The sequence below is a fragment of the Termitidicoccus mucosus genome (genome assembly GCF_038725785.1).
GTDB lineage: Bacteria > Verrucomicrobiota > Verrucomicrobiia > Opitutales > Opitutaceae > Termitidicoccus > Termitidicoccus mucosus.
The window spans coordinates 7,495,011-7,516,798 of sequence record NZ_CP109796.1 but is presented as its reverse complement, the minus strand read 5'-3'; the positions used below and the strand labels follow the sequence as shown (position 1 = coordinate 7,516,798).

Annotated in this window: 20 protein-coding genes; 15 read left to right on the top strand and 5 right to left on the bottom strand. The window is 64.2% G+C overall.

Annotated features, from left to right (window positions below):
• The first annotated feature begins 38 nt into the window (after positions 1-38).
• A complete protein-coding gene (locus OH491_RS26345) occupies positions 39-1,031 on the top strand; it encodes an RluA family pseudouridine synthase (RefSeq protein WP_068768298.1) in 993 nt (330 codons plus the stop codon).
• Between the two features lie 220 nt (positions 1,032-1,251).
• Here the strand turns inward: OH491_RS26345 and OH491_RS26340 are convergent, their stop codons facing one another.
• From OH491_RS26340 to OH491_RS26330, 3 genes are all read right to left on the bottom strand, one after another.
• Positions 1,252-2,712: an MFS transporter gene (locus OH491_RS26340; protein ID WP_068768299.1), complete on the bottom strand. Its 1,461-nt coding sequence runs from the start codon at positions 2,710-2,712 to the stop codon at positions 1,252-1,254.
• Positions 2,713-3,094: 382 nt separating this feature from the next.
• Positions 3,095-3,967, bottom strand: coding sequence for a DUF6599 family protein (locus tag OH491_RS26335; RefSeq protein ID WP_068768300.1), 873 nt, complete (start codon positions 3,965-3,967; stop codon positions 3,095-3,097).
• A 14-nt stretch (positions 3,968-3,981) separates the two neighbouring features.
• Positions 3,982-5,160 (bottom strand): aldo/keto reductase, encoded by a 1,179-nt coding sequence (locus OH491_RS26330; protein WP_068768301.1) that lies wholly within the window; start codon positions 5,158-5,160, stop codon positions 3,982-3,984.
• A gap of 190 nt (positions 5,161-5,350) precedes the next feature.
• Between OH491_RS26330 and nadD the strand changes: the two genes are divergently transcribed.
• The 3 genes from nadD to OH491_RS26315 all read left to right on the top strand — a co-directional run bounded on the left by nadD (position 5,351) and on the right by OH491_RS26315 (position 8,779).
• On the top strand, positions 5,351-5,980 hold the full coding sequence (nadD, locus tag OH491_RS26325; protein ID WP_342750766.1) for a nicotinate (nicotinamide) nucleotide adenylyltransferase: 630 nt from the start codon (positions 5,351-5,353) through the stop codon (positions 5,978-5,980).
• A 104-nt stretch (positions 5,981-6,084) separates the two neighbouring features.
• Entirely contained in the window at positions 6,085-7,629 is a 1,545-nt protein-coding gene (zwf, locus tag OH491_RS26320; RefSeq protein ID WP_068769698.1) for a glucose-6-phosphate dehydrogenase, read from the top strand.
• Positions 7,630-7,792: 163 nt separating this feature from the next.
• On the top strand, positions 7,793-8,779 hold the full coding sequence (locus OH491_RS26315) for a glucose-6-phosphate dehydrogenase assembly protein OpcA (protein ID WP_334318949.1): 987 nt from the start codon (positions 7,793-7,795) through the stop codon (positions 8,777-8,779).
• On the opposite strand, the gene OH491_RS26310 is transcribed toward OH491_RS26315, so the two are convergent.
• The gene (locus OH491_RS26310; protein WP_342750765.1) at positions 8,695-9,633 is read right to left on the bottom strand and encodes a sialate O-acetylesterase; all 939 of its coding nucleotides are present in this window, start codon (positions 9,631-9,633) and stop codon (positions 8,695-8,697) included. The two genes, OH491_RS26315 and OH491_RS26310, sit on opposite strands and share 85 nt — an antisense overlap.
• Positions 9,634-9,869: 236 nt before the next feature.
• A complete protein-coding gene (locus OH491_RS26305; protein WP_068768305.1) occupies positions 9,870-11,045 on the bottom strand; it encodes a sialidase family protein in 1,176 nt (391 codons plus the stop codon).
• Between the two features lie 598 nt (positions 11,046-11,643).
• Here OH491_RS26305 and OH491_RS26300 point away from each other — a divergent pair.
• The 11 genes from OH491_RS26300 (at position 11,644) to nuoK (ending at position 21,779) form a co-directional block, all read left to right on the top strand.
• Positions 11,644-12,057 carry a GreA/GreB family elongation factor gene (locus tag OH491_RS26300; protein ID WP_068768306.1) on the top strand — a complete coding sequence of 138 codons (414 nt, stop codon included), beginning with the start codon at positions 11,644-11,646 and terminating at the stop codon, positions 12,055-12,057.
• 326 nt (positions 12,058-12,383) lie between these two features.
• Positions 12,384-12,890 (top strand): NADH-quinone oxidoreductase subunit NuoB, encoded by a 507-nt coding sequence (gene nuoB / locus OH491_RS26295; protein ID WP_068768307.1) that lies wholly within the window; start codon positions 12,384-12,386, stop codon positions 12,888-12,890.
• Positions 12,891-12,928: 38 nt separating this feature from the next.
• Positions 12,929-13,555, top strand: coding sequence for an NADH-quinone oxidoreductase subunit C (locus OH491_RS26290; protein ID WP_068768308.1), 627 nt, complete (start codon positions 12,929-12,931; stop codon positions 13,553-13,555).
• A 160-nt stretch (positions 13,556-13,715) separates the two neighbouring features.
• Positions 13,716-14,954: an NADH dehydrogenase (quinone) subunit D gene (gene nuoD, locus OH491_RS26285; RefSeq protein ID WP_068768309.1), complete on the top strand. Its 1,239-nt coding sequence runs from the start codon at positions 13,716-13,718 to the stop codon at positions 14,952-14,954.
• A gap of 64 nt (positions 14,955-15,018) precedes the next feature.
• Positions 15,019-15,507 (top strand): NADH-quinone oxidoreductase subunit NuoE, encoded by a 489-nt coding sequence (nuoE, locus tag OH491_RS26280; protein WP_068768310.1) that lies wholly within the window; start codon positions 15,019-15,021, stop codon positions 15,505-15,507.
• 92 nt (positions 15,508-15,599) lie between these two features.
• Complete coding sequence (nuoF, locus tag OH491_RS26275; RefSeq protein WP_342750764.1) at positions 15,600-16,949, top strand: NADH-quinone oxidoreductase subunit NuoF; 1,350 nt, start codon at positions 15,600-15,602, stop codon at positions 16,947-16,949.
• A gap of 176 nt (positions 16,950-17,125) precedes the next feature.
• Positions 17,126-18,895, top strand: a complete 1,770-nt coding sequence (locus OH491_RS26270; RefSeq protein WP_068768312.1) for a 2Fe-2S iron-sulfur cluster-binding protein — start codon at positions 17,126-17,128, stop codon at positions 18,893-18,895.
• Positions 18,896-19,014: 119 nt separating this feature from the next.
• Positions 19,015-20,157 carry a complex I subunit 1/NuoH family protein gene (locus OH491_RS26265; RefSeq protein WP_068768313.1) on the top strand — a complete coding sequence of 381 codons (1,143 nt, stop codon included), beginning with the start codon at positions 19,015-19,017 and terminating at the stop codon, positions 20,155-20,157.
• Between the two features lie 72 nt (positions 20,158-20,229).
• A complete protein-coding gene (locus OH491_RS26260; protein WP_068768314.1) occupies positions 20,230-20,769 on the top strand; it encodes a NuoI/complex I 23 kDa subunit family protein in 540 nt (179 codons plus the stop codon).
• Between the two features lie 145 nt (positions 20,770-20,914).
• Complete coding sequence (locus tag OH491_RS26255; RefSeq protein WP_068768315.1) at positions 20,915-21,436, top strand: NADH-quinone oxidoreductase subunit J family protein; 522 nt, start codon at positions 20,915-20,917, stop codon at positions 21,434-21,436.
• 37 nt (positions 21,437-21,473) lie between these two features.
• Positions 21,474-21,779 carry an NADH-quinone oxidoreductase subunit NuoK gene (gene nuoK / locus OH491_RS26250; RefSeq protein WP_068768316.1) on the top strand — a complete coding sequence of 102 codons (306 nt, stop codon included), beginning with the start codon at positions 21,474-21,476 and terminating at the stop codon, positions 21,777-21,779.
• The last annotated feature ends 9 nt before the right edge of the window (positions 21,780-21,788 follow it).

Here is a 21,788-nt window from a genome sequence, read left to right as displayed (position 1 = left end):
CCGCCGCCATTCAGTCATGGCGGCGGACCAGAAATTCCATGCCCAACGCCACCCTCACCCACACCGTGCCGCCCGGAATCCGCCGCATCCGCGCCGACAAGGCGCTCGCCATCGCATTTCCCGGGCACAGCCGCGTGGCCATCCAGCGCGCGTTTGACGCCGGGCTCGTCTCGTTCGACGGCCGGCCCATCAAGCGCGACCACGCCGTCCACGGCGGCGACACCCTCGCCTTCTCCATGCCCGACGCCAGACCGTCGGAACTCAAGCCCGTCGCCATCCCGCTCGACATCCTTTTCGAGGACAGGCACCTCCTCGCCATCAACAAAGCCGCCGGCATGGTCGTGCACCCCGGCGCGGCGACCGGCGAGGACACGCTCGTGCACGCCTTGCTCGCCCATTGCAAAGGCGGGCTGAGCGGCGTCGGCGGCGTCGAACGCCCCGGCATCGTGCATCGCCTCGACCGCGAGACCTCGGGCGTGATGCTTGTCGCCAAAACCGACGCAGCCCACCGCGGCCTCTCCGAGCAGTTCTCCACCCGCGCGCTGCAAAAAGAATACCTCGCGCTCGTCGCCGGCACGCCCGCGCTGCTCAGCGGCAGCATCCGCAAGCCCATCGGCCGCAACCCGCACCAGCGCCACAAAATGATGGCTTTCGAGGAAAGCCATCCCGCCGCGCGCGACGCCCACACCGACTGGGAGGTGGTGGAGAGCTACGGCGCGCTCGCCACGCTCGTGCGCTGCCGCATCCACACCGGCCGCACGCACCAGATCCGCGTGCACCTGAAATCCCTCGGACACGTCCTCCTCGGAGACACGGTCTATGGCTGGCACGCCGATCCGCGCCTCCCCGTGCAGCCGTCCCGCGTAATGCTCCATGCCGAGCACCTCGTGGTGCACCATCCGGTCACCGGCAAACTGCTCGACCTCACCGCCCCGCCGCCGAAAGATTTCAAGGCGATGCAGCGCGCGCTGAAGACCGCGACCAAACCCTCGAAAAAACGACCACAAAAACCCAAGGCGGTGCGACCATAGGGTCTGTTGTCGTCAAAAGCACGCTTGCGCAAGGAGGGGCGGCGTCCCGCCGCCCGACACGCGGAACGCGTGCCCGTCGTGTCTCGATCTCGATGAACCACGCGCAAACGGGCGAGGCTTTCGCCTCGTCGGGCGGCGGGGACACCGCCCCTCCTTGCGCAAGCGACTCTCTCTTAACCAAGCACCATTCGGAGCCGACCTCGCGCCAGGCCGCGGGCAATCACTCCGGCGCCACATAACCCGCAGCCCCGCCGAGCCGCGTGAATTTCCGGTGCACGCCCCACGCCGCCGCCAGCGACACCAGCGCCAGCGCGCACGCCACCGTGAACGTGTGCCGGTAGGTCCGCCCCGTGCCGTCGATCAGCAATCCCACCAGCGGCATCAGCACCATGTTGGCCATCGCCAGGAAAATCCCCGCGGCCGACGCGAATTGCGCGTATTTCGAATGCGGATACAACCGCTGCCCGAGCGACGCCGCGCTCGTGAAATAGCATCCCGCCAGCACGCCGTGCGCCACCCACGCGACGAGAAACGTCTCCGCCGTCCGCGCAAAAATTCCTCCCCATCCCGCCACCAGCGCATACGCGGCCAGAGACGCGATGGTCACGCGCAGCGGATGAAACACATCGGCCAGCCAGCCGAGAAAATACGACAGCCCCAGCGAAATCAGAAACGTGAGCGCGAGAAATTTCCCATACACATGCATGTCCACGCCGAGGCTCTGCGCGTGCGGGATCGCGTAAACATTCACCGGCGAAAACGCCATCATCGCCGCCATCATCATCACGAAAATCAGCACATAGTAGGAGTTGGTGAAGCACTCGCGGAAATAATCGCCCGCGCCCGCCAGAAATCGCCCGGCCCTGCCCGCGCCCACCGGGCGCGGCGGCGGGGGCGGCGGATACGCGCCCTCGCGGATTTTCAAAAACGTCCACATCACGACCACCAGGTGAAACAAGCCGATGACAACCATGATGAGCGTGAAATGCGCCGGCACATGGCCGATGATCCAAAAGTTGAAAATCATTCCGTCGATCAGGCTGATGGCGCGAAACAGCCCGTAAAACCGCCCGAGCAAGGCGCGCGGCACCACATCGTTGATGAGCCCGCCAAACACGAGCTGCGCGGCGATGACGGCCAGCTCATACGCGACCCAGAACACGCCGAAGCATGCGATCGCGACCACCTGCCTGTCTTGCAGCACACTCCCCGCCACCGAGCCGTCGAGCGCCGCGCGCAGCCAGCCGCCCGCCGGGTGTCCCGGCGCAAACACGCGCGCCGCCTCGTCCGCCAAAAACGGCGTCAGCGCGATTCCGAGCATGCCGAATGCGGCCAGCGGCGTCAGCGCGAGCAAAAACGGGATGCGCCGTCCGCGCCGCCCGCGATGCCGGTCCGATTTCACGCTGATGACCGGCCCCGCGACCAGCGCGATGGCCGCGGGCACCGAACTGATGAGCAGCGCGTAAACCGCGCTCGGAATACCCAGGCTGTTGAGATACCATTGCGCCATCGGCATGACCGACCGGTCGCGCATCGCCCAGGCTAAATCGCCCCACAACAACCAAAGGAAAAGCGCCGCCACTCCGCCCGTCGTGTAAGTGAGCGCGCCGGCCGTCCACGTTTTCCGTGCGGGCCGTGCAGGCGGCGGCGGACATTGCGGGGCTGCCGGGGCGTTGCTCATTTTGGGCGGGCGCAAAATGTCCGCCGCCCGCATCGTAGTCAATCGCGGTGTTCCCGCGCAGTGCGCGCCGGGTGCAACCGGAAATGGTGCCGGCCATGCGCAGCCGCGTGAGCGACTGGGAGCGCCGGCTTCCAGCCGGCTTTGGCGGCGCGAAGCGCCGCCGCACGGGCGGGACGCCCGTGCCACTCGATCCGGCGACACTTCGTGTCGTCTGCCGGCAAGATGCCGGCGCTCCCAGTCGCTGGCGCGGCTACGTTGCGTCTTGTGGCCTTCGGCTTGGATGGCGGCGACGGGGACGCCGCCTCCAAAAAATCGTTCTCGTTCTCTTACTCGTTTCGCTCTCTTTTGGTTCCCAAGGCGTTTCGCGAACGATCACAGCGCCTCAATCCCGCGCCGCGTCCGCCACCTGGGCCAGCAACGCCCCGGCATCCACCTGCGCGCCGCTGTCGTTGACGAGGCCGAAAAGGTAACGCCCGCGCCAGAGCATCGGGATGTCGCCGTTGAAGCGGTCGTGCACGGTGAGCAGCCCTTCCGTGGGATTCTCCGGTTGCTTGGCGAACTTCAGGTAGTCGGCCAGCATTTTCTCCGCGCCCGCCTTTGTCTTTCCATCGATGACGAACAATTGATATTCCTTCCCGTCCTTCGCATAGGACGCCCGGTAGGCGGAGTGGAGGAATTTATGCCCCATGAAACTCTCCACGATATATACTTCGGACCGGGGTTGTTTGTCCTTGGCGGGAAACACCTGCAACAGGCCGGGGAGCGCGGCCTTCGCGTCGATTTTCACGGCCAGCGCGCGCGCCACTTTTTCCATCATGGCGGCGGTCCCGGCGCTTTCGTCGGAGGTGGTCAGTTTCACATACATGCTGCCCGACAGAAAATAGACGATTCCCGCGGCGCGATATCCCTCGGCGCCGATATTCAGGAACGTCATGTCCGGCGTGCGTTCAGCCGAGTAGATGGCAAACGCGTCGGCGGGCGTGGCATGGCGATACATCTGGAGCGTGACATATGACTTCGAGCCGTCCTTGAGATAATCGAGCGTGGTCATCTCCTCGAAGTTGCAGATCAGAAACGCGTCCGCCGCCCCGTTGATGCGGTCGAACAGGTTGTCGCGATTGAATACCTCGACCTTGTCCGACAGCGTCCAGCCGTCCACCGGCGGCAGCATGGCGCGGAGTTCCGCCGGCGTCTGGGCGCGGGCCGCGCATGCGCAGCCCGCAAGGAAAAGGAGGGTTATATATTTTTTAATCATGGGATTTTATTATGTCACACCAGGAATTCATCGGGCACGGAGCGCACGCGCGCGATGTTTTGGATTTTTTCGGCGACGAGGAATCCCGAGCGGCATTGCACGGTGCAGGCCGCGCAATCGGAGCAGGGGTTGTCGGGGAGATCGAGCGCGGCGATGGTCTCCTTGGCGAGGCCGGGATTTCGGTAGCCGTGCGCATACATGTAGGCGCGCATGAGATCGGGGATGGGCAGGTTTTGCGGGCACTGCCCGGCGCACGCATCGCACTGCTGGCAATAAAGCGTGGGCACGGAGTCGGCCCGCGCCATGAAGGCTTTCTCGTCGGGCGTGTAGCGGAGGTTGGCCGCCGCTTCGAGGCACACGTCCAGTTCCTCGAAGTTCGTGAATCCCGGGATGGCCGTGCAGACATTTTTGTCCTGCAACGCCCATTTCAGGGCGGCGGACACATTCACGTTCTTGGCCCCGGCCATGGTTTTCATGGCAATGACGCCGACGCCCGCTTCGGCGGCGCGCGCGATGGCCGTCTTCATCTCCGCGACATGCTCCTGGCGAAAATTATACGCGGTGAGCGCCACTTCATAGACCTTGCTCTTTATGACGGCGTCGATGACCTCGGGCTCGTTTTTGTGGGTGGAGACGCCGGTGTGCCTGACCCTGCCTTCCTTTTTCAGTTTTTCCATGACCTCGAGAATCGGCCCGTGCAGCACGGCGGCGGCATTGTCGATCGCATGGAGAAACAATATATCGACATAATCGAGCCCGAGGCGGTCCATGCTCGTATTAAAACGCTCCATGAACATCCCGGGGGCCTTTTCGGCCATCACGTCCTTGCCGAGGTTTATCTTGGTCGCGACGGTGAACGAGCCGCGCGGCACGTCCTTGAAGACTTTGCCGAGCATGGCCTCGTTGTTTCCCTTCTGGTAGCCATGCGCGGTGTCGAAGTGCACGATGCCGGAGCGCATGGCGGCCTTGACGAGGTTCGGGTTGTCGGCGCGCATGACACCCATGCTCAGGATGGGGAGTTTCATGCCGGTGCGGCCGAGGACGCGCTGTTCGAATTCCGGGGCGGTGTTGTTTTTCGAGGATGCGGCGATGTCTGCCTGTGACTGGCCAAGCAAACTTGCGGGAACCAATAGTCCTGCGCCGCCGGTCGCGGTGTAGCGCAGAAAACGGCGGCGGTTGATGTTGTTTCTCATGGCTGAAAGCGAGATAGACGAATGGGGTTTCCGAAAGTTGACAGAGGTTTGACGGGGATTTCAAAAATTCACGTGGACGATGATACAAAACATCGGCCGGGGTAAAGCGTGCTTGTTGGGAAAACGGACGAACAGTAAACCATCGTGGCGCCGCATTGCGGTCTTGATGGAAGCCGCCGGCCCGGCAACCGTGCCTCCCGTGAAAATCGGTTTTCTCGGCGGCAGTTTTGATCCGGTCCATTTCGGCCATCTGGCCGCCGCCAGACTGGCGCGCGAACAATGCCGGCTGGACCGCGTCGTGTTGCTGCCCGCCGCATCGAGTCCGTCCAAGGCTCGCGACATCGCGCCGCCGGCCGCATCCGCCGGGGATCGTCTCGACATGGTGCGCGCGGCCGCGGGAGGCGAGGACTGGCTGGAGGTATCCGATCACGAATTACGCCGGGGCGGCGTGAGTTACGCGATCGAATCGGCGCGACATTTTCGCGCCTCTTGCCCGGATGACCGGCTTTTCTGGATCATCGGCAGCGACCTGCTGGGGAAACTGTCCCTCTGGCGCGGCATCGACGAATTGGCCCGGCTGGTGGAATTTGTCGTGCTGCATCGCCCGGGACACGCGCCGGAGGTCGCGGCGGACGGCGGCATCCCCGGCCTGCGATTGTATCCGTGCGCGGGCGATCTGCCGCGAATCAGCTCATCGGAATTGCGTGCGCGGTTGTGCGAAGGCCGTCCGGTCGAGGCGTTCGTTCCGCAGGGCGTATTCGCATTGATCCGAGAGCGCGGGCTGTATCGCCGGGCGGCGGCAGGCGGCGACACCGGGTGACGGCCGCCGCCTCCAAATTTGTTTCGCATAACCGCTTGCCATTCCCTCGCCCCGTCCGAAACTTTCCGGTCATTCTGCATCTCCTTCCCTTCTCCGCCATCCACATGAGCGAAAGCGAATCCACCCGCCATCCGTTTCTCCAAGGTCTCAGCCGGCACCGCGGCACCCCGCCCACCGTCGTCGTCATCTTCGGCGCGTCCGGCGACCTCACCGCCCGCAAGCTCATCCCCGCCGTTTACAATCTGGGCTTCGACAACCTGCTTCCCGCCGATTTTTTCCTCGTCGGCTACGGCCGCAAACCCATTCCCGACGACGAATTCCGGGAAATCGCCACGCAGGCCATCCGCGAGTTCTCGCGCCGCGAACTCAATCCCGACGTCTGGCGCCATATCGCCGCCAACACCTCCTACGTCGCCGGCGCCTACGATGATTCCGCCGCCTTCACCCGCCTCGCCGCGCACATCGCCGCGATCGAGCAAAAACTCGGACGCGACGTGCAGGTTCTCTTCTACGTCTCCACCCCGCCTTCCGTCTTCGCCCCCATCATCACGCATCTCGGCTCCAGCGGCCTGGCCTCGCGCCACCTCGGCCAGCCGCACCACTCGAAGATCATCATCGAAAAACCCTTCGGTCGCGACCTCGAGTCCGCCCGCGGTCTGAACCACACCATCGCCTCCGTTTTCCAAGAACACCAAGTTTACCGCATCGACCACTATCTCGGCAAAGAAACCGTGCAAGGCCTGCTCGTCCAGCGCTTCGCCAACGCGATCTTCGAGCCCCTCTGGAACCGCAACTATATCGACCACGTCCAGATCACCGTCGCCGAGGAAGTCGGCGTCGGCACCCGCGGCGGCTACTACGAGCAAAGCGGCGCGCTCCGCGACATGATCCAAAACCACACCATGCAGCTCCTCGCCCTCACCGCGATGGAGCCGCCGGTGTCCTTCGACGCCGAGGCCGTGCGCGACGAAAAGGTCAAGGTCCTCAAGGCCATCCAGCCCCTCGATCCCGCGCCCGGCGGCGACACCGCCCGCGCCCAATACGCCTCCGGCATGATGGGCGGAAAACAGGTCAGGGGCTACCTCGAAGAGGAGGGCATCTCCCCGGAATCCGCCACCGAAACCTACGCCGCCATCCGCCTCTGCATCAACAACTGGCGCTGGCAGGGCGTCCCCTTCTACCTTCGCTCCGGCAAATGCATGGCCCGCCGCGTATCCGAAATCGCGATACAGTTCAAACGCCCGCCGGGGACCATCTTTTCCGAAAGCGCGCACATCAACCTCGCGCCCAACACCCTCGCCTTCCAGATCCAGCCCGACGAGGGGCTCGGCCTCATTTTCAACGGCAAAGTCCCCGGCCTCGCCACCCGCACGCAGCCCGTGAAAATGAACTTCCGCTACAGCACGACCTTCGGCTCCGACACCCCCGAGGCCTACGAGCGGCTCGTCCTCGACGCGATGACCGGCGACGGCACCCTCTTCATCCGCGGCGACGAGACCGAGGCCTCGTGGCAACTCTACACGCCCGTGCTCGAAGCCTGGACCGCCGCCGGCCGCAAAGGCATGGACGCCTACGCCGCCGGTTCCTGGGGCCCGGCCTCCTCCGACGCGCTCCTCGCCGCCGATCACCACAACTGGAGACAACCGTGAGGGAATGGACGAATTACGATTTACGAATTACGATTGAAAATCCCCCCACTTGAAAACTCGCACGCCACACCTAATCGCATGCCTGTGACGCCACCCATTCTCTCCCTGCCCTCGGCGCGGCAGCGCCCAATCGTAAATCGTAATTCGTAAATCGTCCATTCCCATGTCCGTCTTCCACGCCCTTCCCGGTTTCGACGTTCCCGTCGGCTCCATCAGCAAAGGCCTCGCGAAAATGTGGGGCGACTACGAAATCGCCGGACGCCCCGCGCCCGAAAGCGACGACGCCAAGGCCACCCAGATCAACCTCGTCCTGCACCTCGGCTTTGGCACCACGCCCGCCGACGGCACCGCGCAATTCCAGATCGCGGTCAACTTTTCCCGCCGCTATCCCTGCCGCGTCGTCGTCCTCTGCCCGCTCCCCATCGACGACACCACGACCGACTACCGCGCCAAGATCTACGGCGAATGCCACCTCGGAAAATCCAAGGGCGACACCCGTTGCTGCGAATTTGTCATGCTCTCCTATCCCATGAGCGCGCGCCGGTTCCTGGAAAACCAAGTCTCGATCTGCCTGTCCACCGACCTCCCGCTTTATTACTGGGCGCACCGCTTCGCCTCCACCACCCGCCTGAACGACTACCAATACCTGCTGCGCCGCTCCCGCCGCGTCATCCTCGATTCCGCCGTCGCGCCCGACGGCTTTCTCGATTTTTCCTGGCCGTCTCCCGAGGCCGTGCGCGATCTCGCCTTCGCGCGCATCCTTCCCGTCCGCCAGACCATCGGCCAATACCTCAGCGGCATCGCGCCCGCCGACATCGCCGGCGGCCTTCGCGCCATCCGCGTGCAAGCCGCCCCGCGCCTCGCCGCCGAGGGCCGCGTCCTTCTCGGCTGGGCGCGCGACCGCGCGGCCGCCTGCGGCGCCGATGCGGCGTCCATCGAATGCACCGCGCAACCGGCATCCGATCCCGACGCCCTCGCGCTCTCCTTCGAATACGACGCGCCGGCGCGCCGCTCCTTCCGCTGGCACGCCAACGTCGCGAAAAACTCCGCCTGTTTCGAAACCCGTTACAACAACAACCACACCACCCTGGAAGGCACCGCCGCGCTCCTCTCCCCCGAGGATGCGCTCGGCGAGGCGATGTTTTTCTGACCTGCACCACGGCACGCTCCCGGCAAGTCATGCGGATCAATACCGCTTGCCCGCCGTCGAGAGCGGGAAATCGTCGGAGCGGAACGGCGCCGCGGGCAGTCCCGCCCCGTTATAAAGATTGCAGGTCGGATTGTCAGCCCACCCATATCGCACGGCGAACTGACGACAACCTCATCGCCTTCGATGCTCGCCCCGGCCCAGCACCAGCGTCCGTCCTCGCCGCAAATCGTGAAGCCCTCCAGCTTGCCAAAGGGCGCGTTGCGCTTCAGCGGGACAACCGCCGCGTCAAGCGATCGCGGCTGATAAGTCTCAGGCAACTCCCGCTCAACAAGGCCGCCGTCCGTTGCGCGAAAACGCACCCGTACAGTCCCGTCCTCAACAATTGCCGAATCAAAGACGGGGCCGGAAAAAGCGCCCGGCCGACCGTAGGCATTGGCCAGCGCGATGCGCGCAAGCCGCCCGCCGACATCGGCCTTATTGCGCGGATGGATGTCGCCGGCCTCCCCGATGTCCACGAGCACCGCCATGCCGGTGGCCGGCAGCTTGAGCGCGAGGGCCTGCGACTCGCGCAATTCCGCCCAGGTGCTCGGGGCGCCGGCGTCGGCAGACTTCGCGTGATGCGAGGCGAGCTGACAGAAATAAAAAGGCAGGTCGCCCACCCCCCACTGCTCGCGCCAGTCGCGTATCAATCCATTGAATACAGTGTGATAGTGCACGGCGCGCGGCGTGTTTGACTCGCCCTGATACCAGACCACGCCGCGCAAGGCGAAGGACCGGTTCGGGTGAATCATCCCGTTGTAGATGGCCGAGGGAGGCACGGTTTCGCGCACCACCGGCGGCGCGCGCCGGGCCAAGCGTGACGGTGACCGGCTGGCCGGCGGCGGCCCAGCCCCAGACCGGGACGTTTTCCGATCGTTGCAAGACCGCGTGGTCCGAAAAAATCGCAGGCAGTCGAAGTTCGGCACGGGCGTCCGCCGCCGGCATGGCGGCAAAGACCAAAACCGGAAGAATTGAAAACCAGCGGGCAAGTGTCGTCCGTGCGCTCATGGGGTTCGGAGGCAAAAATCAGAAACGAACGGGAGGAGTCCGGCTATTGCTCCGGCCATTTGCCGTCGCCCATGTCCCGCAAGACCAGTTTCGCCGGGTCCACGACCACGTGCCGGATGTGCTGGCGGCGGTAGGTGTAGGTGATGTGGACGAGGCCGTCGGCGGTCTGGATGACCGCCGGGTAGGAAAACTCGCCGGGCTGGTTCTCCAGCACCAGCGCGCCCTTCCAGTTTTTGCCGTCGGCGGAGACGGCGACGTTGAGCGGGGAGCGGGGGCCGTTTTTGCCCTCGGGCCGCTGGCCGGTGTGGTTATAGACGAGCAGGTGGCGTCCGTCCTTCAAGGTGACGGCGTCGGTGCCGGAATTGGGGTTGGGCAAACCGGTCAGGGTCATTTCGCCCCAAGTGCGGCCTCCGTCGTCGGACCAGATTTGGAAAATCCCGCCCTGCGCGGTGCGGCCGAGCGCCTGGAGGCGGTTGCCGGGGTGAAGGAGGATGCTCGGCTGGATGGCGTCGATCGCGCCGTCGTTGACCGGGCCGATGACCTGCCACTGGGTGGCCTTGATGGCCGCACGGTTGCCGGTGAGGACCAGGCGCTCGAACTGGACGCGCCACATGCGACTGTCCCAGCCGGTGGCGCCGGGCGCGGGCCAGCCGGAAAACTCGGTGCTGGCCGGGCTGAGAATGGAGCCGTCGGGAAGCAGGACGGGCTTGTTTTTGATGGGGCCAAAATTGCCGTTGTATAACCGCTCCGGCTTCGACCACGTCACGCCGTCGTCCGTCGAACGCTTCACGTAAGGCCACCATTTCCCCGTCCGGTAAAAAAGCAGCAGCGGCCCGTCCGGCACCTGAAACAGGACGGGGTTGAGGCAGTTCACGCGGGGGTCCTCGGTTTCCGCGCCATTGGCCACCTCGACCGGCGGCGTCCATTTGCCGCCGGCCTGTCGCGACAACCAGATGCCCACGTCGGGGTTGCCCTCCTTGGTGCCGCCGAACCACGCGGCGACGAGGCCCGACTTGGTTTCGACGATGGTCGAGGAGTGAGACTGGGCTTGGACGGGGCCGCCGGGCTTCCCGGGCTTGGATTGCGGGTAAGGGATGCCGGTGAAAATCGGCTCGCTTAACACGATGCCGGGCTGCGCCGCCGGCGATTCCGTCGATGCGCCGTGAGCCAGCGTGGCCGCGAGGGGAAAAAGGAAACAGACCAACCGGGGAAATCTCATGGGGAAAGCGTGACGGCAAACGTTCAATCATGCGCGGCGCCTCTTCAACATCGGGTCGGGTCAATGGTTGACCGGAGAATCATCGAACCCGGGGAAACCATTTTTCAAACCGCAAACGGCGCGAAAACACGCGAAGGGATAAGTGTCCATAAAGCCGTGCCCTGCCTGGTGCCGGATTGTTTCCGCCGAGCGGCGCCCCGTTCGGACTTCATCCTTGGTTGCGCGCGCTTCCCTCGCGCCTTGACAAAATCATCGTAGTGAGTGTGGTAAACGAATTCCCCTCGCCCGAGATGAACAACCGGATTCAATTTAACGCACAACAGGACGCCGCACGACGCGGGGTCCGCCCGGTTGCGTCCGTCAGCACCGACTGACCGGTCGCGGCTGACTCGCGGGAGCGGGATTGCCGGAACGGTCGCACGAGGGCCTGCGCGCCGTCCGCCGCTCCGCTGCTTTTCCACCACCCCGGTTTCGCCAGCACCGCCGCGCGAATTCACTCCGAGAATCCACCGACGTTTTTCCTCACGACCTCGCCGCATTCCGCACGAACGCGGCCTGTTCACAACCTACAACAACCGAACCTCATCCAATAAATACCATGAGCACACCCGCACTGAAACCCATCTACCTTTCCACCGAAGACCATGCGCGGCTCCGGCAGCTTTTGTCCACGCTTGGCGGCACGCCGCATCCGCTGCGCGGGGAACTGGACCGCGCCATCGTGATCGAAGCCGTCGCGCTGCCTGCCGGAATTGTCACGCTTGGCTCGCGCGTCGAGTTGAAGGATCTCTCCGACGGCTCCATTGATGTTTACACGCTCGTCATGCCTGAGCGCGCCGACTTGGAACAAGGCCGGCTCTCCATTCTCGCGCCCATCGGCACGGCCATCCTCGGCTACGCGCAAGGCGACGAGTTCGCTTGGAAAACTCCCGGCGGGCAGCGAAAACTGCTCATCGTAAGCGTGACCCGCGAGGCCGACGACGGCCCGAAGCTTCCCTCGGTGCTGGGCTGAGAGGCGGCCCGCGGATTGGCGGCGCGGACATTTCGGGCATGCCCGCGCGTATCCGATGGCAGGGATGGGCAGCCGGCTTTCTCCGAACGAGGCGGGCATGAATCCGCCTTAATCATGCCAAATGCACCATAAGCGGCGCTTGTTTTGCGGTGGACCGGGTTGTTTGCGGCCTGTGAAAATGGCCCCGCATCGCCGAGGAGAAGGGGCCCTCGCGCAAGAGGTTATCACGGCGAGGCCGGCGCGCGAGGAAGCCCGATTCAGGGTTAAATGACCTTGCACGCGGTTTGCTGGCAGCTACCTTTGTCCGTCCTGCCTTTTTCAAACACATGGTCTCCGCGAACACAGAACTGGCATATAACACCAAAATCGAGGGCGATGTCGTCGTCTCGCGGCTCGACGCCGTCATCAACTGGCTGCGTTCCAACTCCGTGTGGCCCATGCCCATGGGACTCGCCTGCTGCGCCATCGAGCTCATGCACGTGGGCGGGGCCAAGTTCGACATCGCTCGCTTCGGCGCGGAGGTCATGCGCTTCTCGCCGCGCCAGTCGGACTGCATGATCGTGGCCGGCACCGTCACCTACAAGATGGCCCCGCACGTGCGCCGCATTTACGACCAGATGGCCGAGCCGAAATGGGTCATCGCCATGGGCGCGTGCGCGAGCACGGGCGGCATGTATCGCAGCTACGCGACGCTCCAGGGCGTGGATCGCATCATCCCGGTCGATGTTTACGTGAGCGGCTGCCCGCCGCGCCCGGAGGCGTTGCTCGACGCGCTCATCAAGATGCAGGCCAAGATCAAACGAGAACCCGCGCTCAAACAACTGCTGTCGTGACTTCCCGCACGGCAGTTTTTAATTTTTTCCAACGACCCATGCCCGCCATCGCCGACGTCATCACCGCCCTCCAAGCCCGTTTCCCCCGCGTCACGCCGCGCGCCTCGGCCGACCTGCCCGCCATCAACGTGCCCGCCGCCGACGCCGTCGCCCTGCTGCGCTGCCTGCGCGACGAGCATGGGTTTGACCATCTCGCCGACCTCACGGCCATCGACTGGGCGGCGGGGGCGTCCCCCCGTTTCACCGTGGTGTGGCATGTGTTTTCGCACGCCACCCACGACTACCTGCGCGTCGCCGCCGATTGCGCGAGCGACACCGAGCCGGAAATGCCCACCGTGACCGGGCTCTGGCCCGCGGCCAACTGGCATGAACGCGAAACCTACGATTTGCTCGGCGTGACGTTTACCGGCCATCCCGACCTCCGCCGCATCCTGATGTGGGACGGCTACGCGCATCACCCGCTCCGCAAGGAATTTCCGCTGGCCGGCGTCGAGACCGAGCTTTGGGATGCCGACGTGGGCTCGGTCGTGAACACGAAGGTCATCGCCGCCCCGATGGCCGGCGGCCCGTTCACCGCCACGCCCGGCGGCCTCAACATGGGCACGTCCGAACCGCGCGCGAAAGACGAAAGCTGGAACGAAGCCGCCGCGAAGCCTCGCGACTGAGGAAAAATGACGAATGCCGAATGACAAATTAGGAGTTAGAATCAGCATGACTTGCCTCAATGATGTTTCCCTCACACTTGCCACAGCCCGTGACAGAATCCCTCCGGCCCGCGCCGGCCGGAACCATTCGTCATTTGTAATTCGTAATTCGTAATTTTTCATGTCCACCGAGTTCACCTTTCCCGACAACGCCGCCCGCGCCGCGCAGGCCGCCGACCACGACGAGTTTGAGAACGAGAAAATGTCGCTCTCCATCGGACCCTCGCACCCGTCCACGCACGGCGTGCTGCGCCTGCAACTCGAACTCGACGGCGACACCATCACGAAGTGCGACCCGGTCATCGGCTACCTGCACCGCGGCGACGAGAAAATCGCCGAGAACATGACCTACAACCAGTTCGTGCCCTACACGGACCGTCTCGATTATCTCGCGCCGCTCGCCAACAACGCCGCCTACGCCATCGCGGTCGAGCGCCTCGCCGGGCTAGAGGTGCCGCCGCGTTGCCAGGCCATCCGCGTGGTCACCTGCGAACTGGCGCGCATCTCGTCGCATCTGGTCGGGCTGGGCGCGTTCTCGCTCGATGTCGGCGCGTGGTCGGTGATGCTGTGGTGCTTCACCCAGCGCGAAAAACTCTACACGCTTTTCGAGGAGCTGACCGGGGCGCGCTTCACCACCAGCTACAGCCGCATCGGCGGCGTGGCGCGCGACATCCCCGACGGCTGGCTCGGCCGCGTCGGCGAATTTTGCGAGCAGTTTCCCGCCGCGCTCGACGAGATCACCTCGATGCTCACGCGCAACAAGATCTTCATGGACCGCACCGTCGGCATCGGCGTGATTTCGAGGGAGGATGCCATCGCCTACGGCCTGACCGGCCCGAACCTGCGCGGCTCCGGCGTGCCCCTCGACCTGCGCAAGGACAAACCCTACAGCGGCTACGAGCACTACGACTTCGACGTGCCCGTCGGCACCACGGGCGACTGCTACGACCGCTACCTCGTGCGCGGCGAGGAAATGCGCCAGTCCGTGCGCATCGTGAAGCAGGCCGTCGCGAACTTCCCCGGCGGCGACTGGTATGCGAAGGACGCCCGCAAGATTTTCGCCCCGCCGAAGGACAAGGTGCTCACTTCGATGGAGGAACTCATCAACAATTTCATGATCGTGACCGAAGGCCCGCAGATGCCGCCCGGCGAGGTGTATTTCGAGGCGGAAAATCCGAAAGGCGTCCTCGGTTTCTACATCGTGAGCAAGGGCGGCGGGGTCCCGTGGCGCATGAAAATCCGCAGCCCCTCGTTCTCGTCGCTCTCCATCCTGCCGAAAATCGGCGCCGGCGTGATGATTTCCGACGTGGTCTCCATCCTCGGCTCGCTCGACTTTGTCATGGGCGAGTGCGACCGGTGAGAGCCTCGAATCCCTTAAACACGACCACTCCGGGCATTCCGCAATCCGAACTTCGCATTTTCCGATGAATCTCAAACCCGAAACCCTCCTGCGTATTGACGAAGCCATTACGCATTATCCGGTCAAGCGCAGCGCCACGCTGCCGCTCCTGCACCTCATCCAGGAGGACATCGGCCACATTCCCGACGAAGCCATCGAGTGGGTCGCGGCCAAACTCGAGCTCCAGCCCATCAACGTTTACGAGGTCGTCACCTTTTACCCGATGTTCAAGCGCAAGCCCATCGGACGCCGCCACATCAAAGTCTGCCGCACCCTCTCCTGCGCGCTCATGGGCGGCTACAAGGTCTGCGACACGTTCAAGAAGGAATTCGGCGTCGAGCTCGACGAGGTCACGCCCGACGGCGGGACGACCATCGAGTTTGTCGAATGCCTCGCCAGTTGCGGCACCGCGCCCGTCGTGATGATCGACGACGACCTCCACGAAAACGTGACCCCGGAGAAAGCCCGCGAACTCGCCGCGCAAATAAAGGCCGGAACCGCCGTCCGAAAATAGCCCTCCTCCCGGTTCACTCCACGGCTCAATCCTTCCGCATGCCAGACCATTCGCTTCGCTCATAGACCGAACTCCGCACACCGCATTTTCCCATGTCCGCACCGCAACAACGCCGCATCATTTTCCAGCACATCGACGAACCCGGTTACACGCCCGACATCGACTGCTACCTGCGCCACGGCGGCTACGAAATCCTCCGCCGCGCCGTCACGCGCCCTCCCGGGGAACTGCGCGACGAAGTCAAACAATCCGGCCTGCGCGGCCGCGGCGGCGCGGGTTTTCCCGCCGGCGTGAAATGGAGCCTCGTCGATCGCAAAAGCGGCAAGCCCATCTACCTCATCGTCAATGCCGACGAATCCGAGCCCGGCACCTTCAAGGACCGCTACATCATCCACCAGGACCCGCACCAGCTCATCGAGGGCACGATGATCTCCTGTTTCGCGAACGACGTGAAACAGGCCTACATCTACATCCGCGGCGAAATGCCCCACGGCGCCCGCCTCCTCGAGCGCGCCATCGCCGAGGCCCGTGCGAAAAACTTCGTCGGCCCGAACATCCTCGGCACCGGCTACTCCTGCGAAATCTACGTCCACCGCGGCGCCGGCGCCTACATCTGCGGCGAGGAGACCGGCCTCATCGAATCCCTCGAAGGCAAGCGCGCCAACCCGCGCATCAAGCCCCCTTACTTCCCCGCCGTCCTCGGCCTCTACCAATGCCCCACCATCGTCAACAACGTCGAGACGCTCTGCCACGTTAGGCACATCATCGACATGGGCGGCGTCGAGTATGCGAAAATCGGCACGCCCAACAACACCGGCACGCGCATCTTCGGCGTCTCCGGCCACGTGCAACGTCCCGGCACCTACGAATACGAGTGCGGCAAAATCACCCTCGGCCAGCTCCTCTACGACGTGTGCGGCGGCCCGCTCCCCGGCCGCAAGCTCAAGGCCGTCATCCCCGGCGGCTCCTCCGCCAAGGTCCTCCGTTTCGGCGAAAAATTCACCCTGAAAAACAAGGACGGCTCCACCCGCGAACTCGCGATGGAGGACATCCCGCTCGACTTCGACACCCTCGCCGCCTGCGGCACCATGGGCGGCTCCGGCGGCCTCATCGTCATGGACGACTCCGTCAACATGGTCGAGGCCCTCGCCAACATCAACGCCTTCTACTCGCACGAATCCTGCGGCCAGTGCACGCCCTGCCGCGAAGGCTCGCTGTGGATGAAAAAAATCACCTCCCGCATGGTCCACGGCAACGCCCGCCGCGAGGACGCCGCGCTCCTCAAAGGCGTCGCCGACCAGATCCCCGGCCGCACTATCTGCGCCATGGGCGAAGGCTGCTCCTGGCCCACGCAGAGCTTTCTCGCGAAGTTCGGCGAGGAATTCGAAGCCTACCACGAGACCAAGAAAAACCGCCCCGCCGACGCGCTGCCGTTGATCTGAAAACCGAATTACGGAACTTATAAACAGAAGGAAACAAAGGCAACGAAGAGTCTGAACCCGCTTCCACTTCCCTCCCGAAAATAACCGCATAAGACCCGAGGATAATAAAATCTCAGAATCATCTCTTCGTTTCCTTTGTTATCTTTTGTTCAAAAAATACTTTCAAAGCATCACCCATGACCGCACCCGCCGCATCCGTCCAGCCCGACCTCGTCACCGTCAACATCGACGGCCATGAGCTCGCCGTCCCGCGCGGCACCAACATGATCGAGGCCGCCCGCCTCGTCGGCGTGGACATCCCGCATTACTGCTACCACCCGAAACTCGCCGTCGTCGGCAACTGCCGCATGTGCCTCGTCGAAATGGGCCTGCCCGCCGTCGATCCCGCCACCAAGCAGCCCCTCGTCGATCCCGCCACCGGCAGGCAGAAAATCAACTGGATGCCCCGCCCCCAGATCGGCTGCGGCACCAACGCCACCCCCGGCCTCCACATCCGCACCAACTCGCCCCTGGTGAAAGACTGCCGCGAAGGCGTCACCGAGTTTCTCCTCATCAATCACCCCCTCGACTGCCCCATCTGCGACCAGGCCGGCGAATGCCACCTCCAGGAGCAGGCCACCGCCTACGGCCGCGGCTACTCGCGCTTCGTCGAGCAGAAAAACGTGAAGCCCAAGCGCACCCAGCTTGGGCCCCGCGTCATGCTCGACGACGAGCGCTGCATCCTCTGCTCGCGCTGCATCCGCTTCAGCCGCGACATCGCGAAACAGGACGTCCTCGGCTTCATCGACCGCGGCAGCTACTCCACCCTCACCTGCCATCCCGGACACCAGCTCGAGCACAACTACTCGCTCAACACCGTGGACATCTGCCCCGTGGGCGCGCTCACCTCGACCGATTTCCGCTTCAAGATGCGCGTCTGGTTCCTCAAGCAAACCAACAGCATCGACACCGAATCCAGCGCCGGCGTGAACACCACCGTCTGGTCGCGCGAGGGCCAGATCTACCGCATCACCCCCCGCCGCAACGACGACGTCAATGACACCTGGATGCCCGACAGCGGACGCGTCCTCTACAAGCAGGTCCGCGCCGAGAACCGTCTCACCGCCATAAAGGTCAACGGCCAGCCCGCCAGCCTCGACGCCGCCATCGCCGCCGCCGCCGAATTATTAAAAACCGCCGCCCCCGGGCCCCAATCACAAATCGTAAATCGTAAATCTGAAATCGTAAATTCCCTTGCCCTCGTCGCCTCCACCCGTAGCACCGTCGAAGAGCAATACCTCGCCAAAAAACTCGCCGACGCCCTCGCCCTCCCCGCCGCCGCGCGCCACCTCCCCGCGCACCTCGCCGAAGGCGACGGCCTGCTCCTCACCGCCGACCGCTCGCCCAACACCCGCGGCGCGCTCCTCACCGGCCTCGCCGACAAGCTCCCCTCCCCCGCCCTCGCCACGCTTGCCGCCGACATCGATTCCGGCCGCATCGACACCCTTCTCGTCATCAACGAAGACCTGACCGCCGCCGGCCTCACCGCCGCGCAACTCGCCCGCGTCCGCCTCATCTACATCGGCACGCATGCCAACCCCACCTCGGACGCCGCGCAAATCGTTCTCCCCGCGCGCACCGTGTTCGAGAAAAACGGCAGCTTCATCAACCAGCAGTTCCGCCTCCAGCGTTTCGAGCAGGCCATCCCCGGCCTCGCCGGCACGACCGACGACCTTGTGCTCCTTGCCCGCCTCCTCGCCGCCGCCGAGAACCGCCCCGACACCGAAAGCGGCATCAATGCCATCTGGCGCCGCCTCGCCGCTGACGCGCCTGTTTTCGCCGGCATCGAATACGCCACCATCTCCGCCGGCGGACTTCCGCTTGTCCCGGGCACCCTCGCCCGGCTCGCCTTCCCCGAAGGCGAATCCCTCCACTATAAAACCACTGCCACCACCGCCGCCCCCTGACACACACCACGCATTACCCTCGACAACCCGGCACCACACCACCACCGCCAGCCCGTTCCAATACGCCCATCGCTCCCGGCTCATTCCGCACTCCGCAATCCGAATTCCGCATTTGTCACATGGATTTCTTCCTCAACCTCCCCCTCTGGCTCCAGGCCGCCCTCAAGGGAATCGCCGTCATCATCGTGCTCTTCCCCATCGCCGGCATCTGCTCCATGGCCGAGCGCAAAGTCGCCGCATGGATTCAGGACCGCCCCGGCCCGGACCGCGTCATCATCCCGTGGCTCGCCTGGATTCCCGGCATCGGCCTCATCCGCCGGCTCGGCCTCTTCAACCTCATGGCCGACGGCGGCAAACTCCTCTTCAAGCAGGACCCCGTGCCCGGCAACGTGAACAAATTCTACTTCGTCCTCGCGCCCATCATCGCGATGACGCCCGCCTTTTCCACCGTCGCGTTCGTGCCCTTCGGCGCCTACATCGACTCCGCCGGCGCCACCATCCCGCTCATCCTCGCCAACGTCGATATCGGCATCCTCGGCATTTTCGCCATCGCCTCCATCAGCGTTTACTCGCTCATCCTCGCCGGCTGGGCCTCCAATTCCAAATACCCCTTCATCGGCGCCATCCGCGCCTCCGCGCAACTCATCTCCTACGAGCTCTCCATGACGCTCGCCGTCATCCCCGTGTTTCTCTGGATAAACGTCCCCGGCGCGCCCGGCACCCTCGGCCTCGCCCGCGTCGTCGAGTTCCAATCCCAGCCCGGTTTCTGGGGCGGCGCGTGGTTCGTCTTCGTGATGCCGGTCTCGGCCGTCATCTTCCTCATCGCGCTCTTTGCCGAGACCAACCGCCAGCCCTTCGACATGCCCGAGTCCGAGGCCGACCTCGTCGGCGGTTTCCACACCGAATACGGCTCATTCAAATGGTCGCTCTTCTTCGTCGCCGAATACGCCAACATGGCCGTCGGCTCCGCCGTCTTCATCCTCCTCTTCCTCGGCGGCTGGAACCCGCTCCCCTGGGTGCCGCTCTCGCTCCTCGCCGACTGGCTGCACATCACGCACCTCCCCTGGCTTGTCGGCACGCTTGCCACGGTCATCTTCCTCGCGAAAGTGATCTTCTCGCTCTTCGTCTTCATGTGGGTGCGCTGGACGGTGCCGCGCTTCCGCTACGACCAGGTGATGAGGCTGGGCTGGCAAAAACTCCTCCCCCTCGCCATCGCCAACTTGCTCGTCTACGTGATCGCGATAGCCTGCCTGCAAACATAACCTGCGCGCCAGCCGGACCCGATCCTGACCAATCAGCCCGCTCCGCCCGCATCCAAACCAATCCGCATTTCCATGGCCGTCATACAAGTCGAACGCAAGCCGCTCACCTTCATGGAGCGCATCTACCTGCCGAACATCGTGGCGGGCATGAAGACCACGTTGAAGCACCTCGTGGCCCCGGCGCTTACGCTCCAGTATCCCGAGCAGCGCCCCGCCATCCCGCCCGGCTACCGCGGCGTGCCCACGCTCGTGATGGACCCCAACGGCCGCGAAAAATGCGTCTCCTGCCAGCTCTGCGAATTCGTCTGCCCGCCCAAGGCCATCCGCATCACCCCCGGCGAGATCCCCGCCGACGCGCCCGACGCGCACGTCGAGAAGGCCCCGAAGGAATTTGAGATCAACATGCTCCGCTGCATCTACTGCGGCCTCTGCCAGGAAGTCTGCCCCGAGGAGGCCATCTGGCTGCAAAACACGTATTCGGTCTCCGGTTACACGCGCGGCGAGTTGGTGAACAACAAGCAGAAACTCTACGAAATGGGCGGCACGCTTCCCGACGCCCATTTCAAGTGGGACAAGAAAAAAGCCGCCGCCGAGCACGGCAACGCGCACTGAAAAACGCCGGCCCGCATGCAACAAACCCCGCCAACAACCGATCGTGCCCACGCAGAGGCTTCGCTTGCGAAGCCCGGCGGCGACGTGCCGCCCCGCCTCCTCCGCCCCATTCCGCAATCCGCAATCCGCATTCCGCCTTTCCTCCATGCCTGCTGACTTCCTCTTCTACACCCTGTCCACCGTCACCATCGCCGCGGCGCTGGGCGTGGTGCTCAATAGAAACGCGGTGGCCGCCGCGCTGAGCTTTTTTGTCGGGCTGTGCGCCGTGTCCGGGCTCTTTGTCATGCTCGACGCCTACCTGCTCGCCTTCCTGCTCATCCTCGTTTACGCGGGCGCGGTCGTCGCGCTCTTCCTCTTCATCATCATGCTCCTCGACATGGGCGGCGGCGACCGCAAGCCCTTCAAGAAGATGACCGTCGCCGCCTCGCTCATCGCGGCCGCGCTGCTCGGCTCCGGCGTCGTTTCCTTCCTCTCGCGCGGCAATTTTTCCACCGAGCCGCCCGTGCCCCTCCCCGACGGCTCCCTCTTCACCGACCTCAAGCTCTACGGCGCGAAACTCTTCACCACCTACATGCTTCCCGTGCAACTCGTCGGCTTCCTGCTCCTCATCGCGATGCTCGGTGTGATCGTCCTCAGCAAAAAATACGAAGAGGACAAAAAAGCCTGACCCCAAAGCCCGTGCCACTACTTAAACTCCTCCGCCCATGACCATCGGCCTCTATCACTTCATCGGCATCGCCGTGGCGCTCTTTGCCATCGGGTTCTTCGGCGTGCTCCTGCGCAAGAACACGCTCATCATTTACATGTGCCTGGAGCTGATGCTGGTCGCCTCGACGCTCGCGCTCGTCGCCTTTTCGCGCTACAACGGCTCGCCCGACGGAAACATCTTCGTGTTTTTCATCCTCACCGTCGCCGCCGCCGAGGTGGCGGTCGGCCTGGCCATCATCGTCGCCCTCTTCCGCCGCCGCAAAACCGTGCAGGTCGAGGAACTCAACGCGCTGAAAAACTAACCTCCCGAC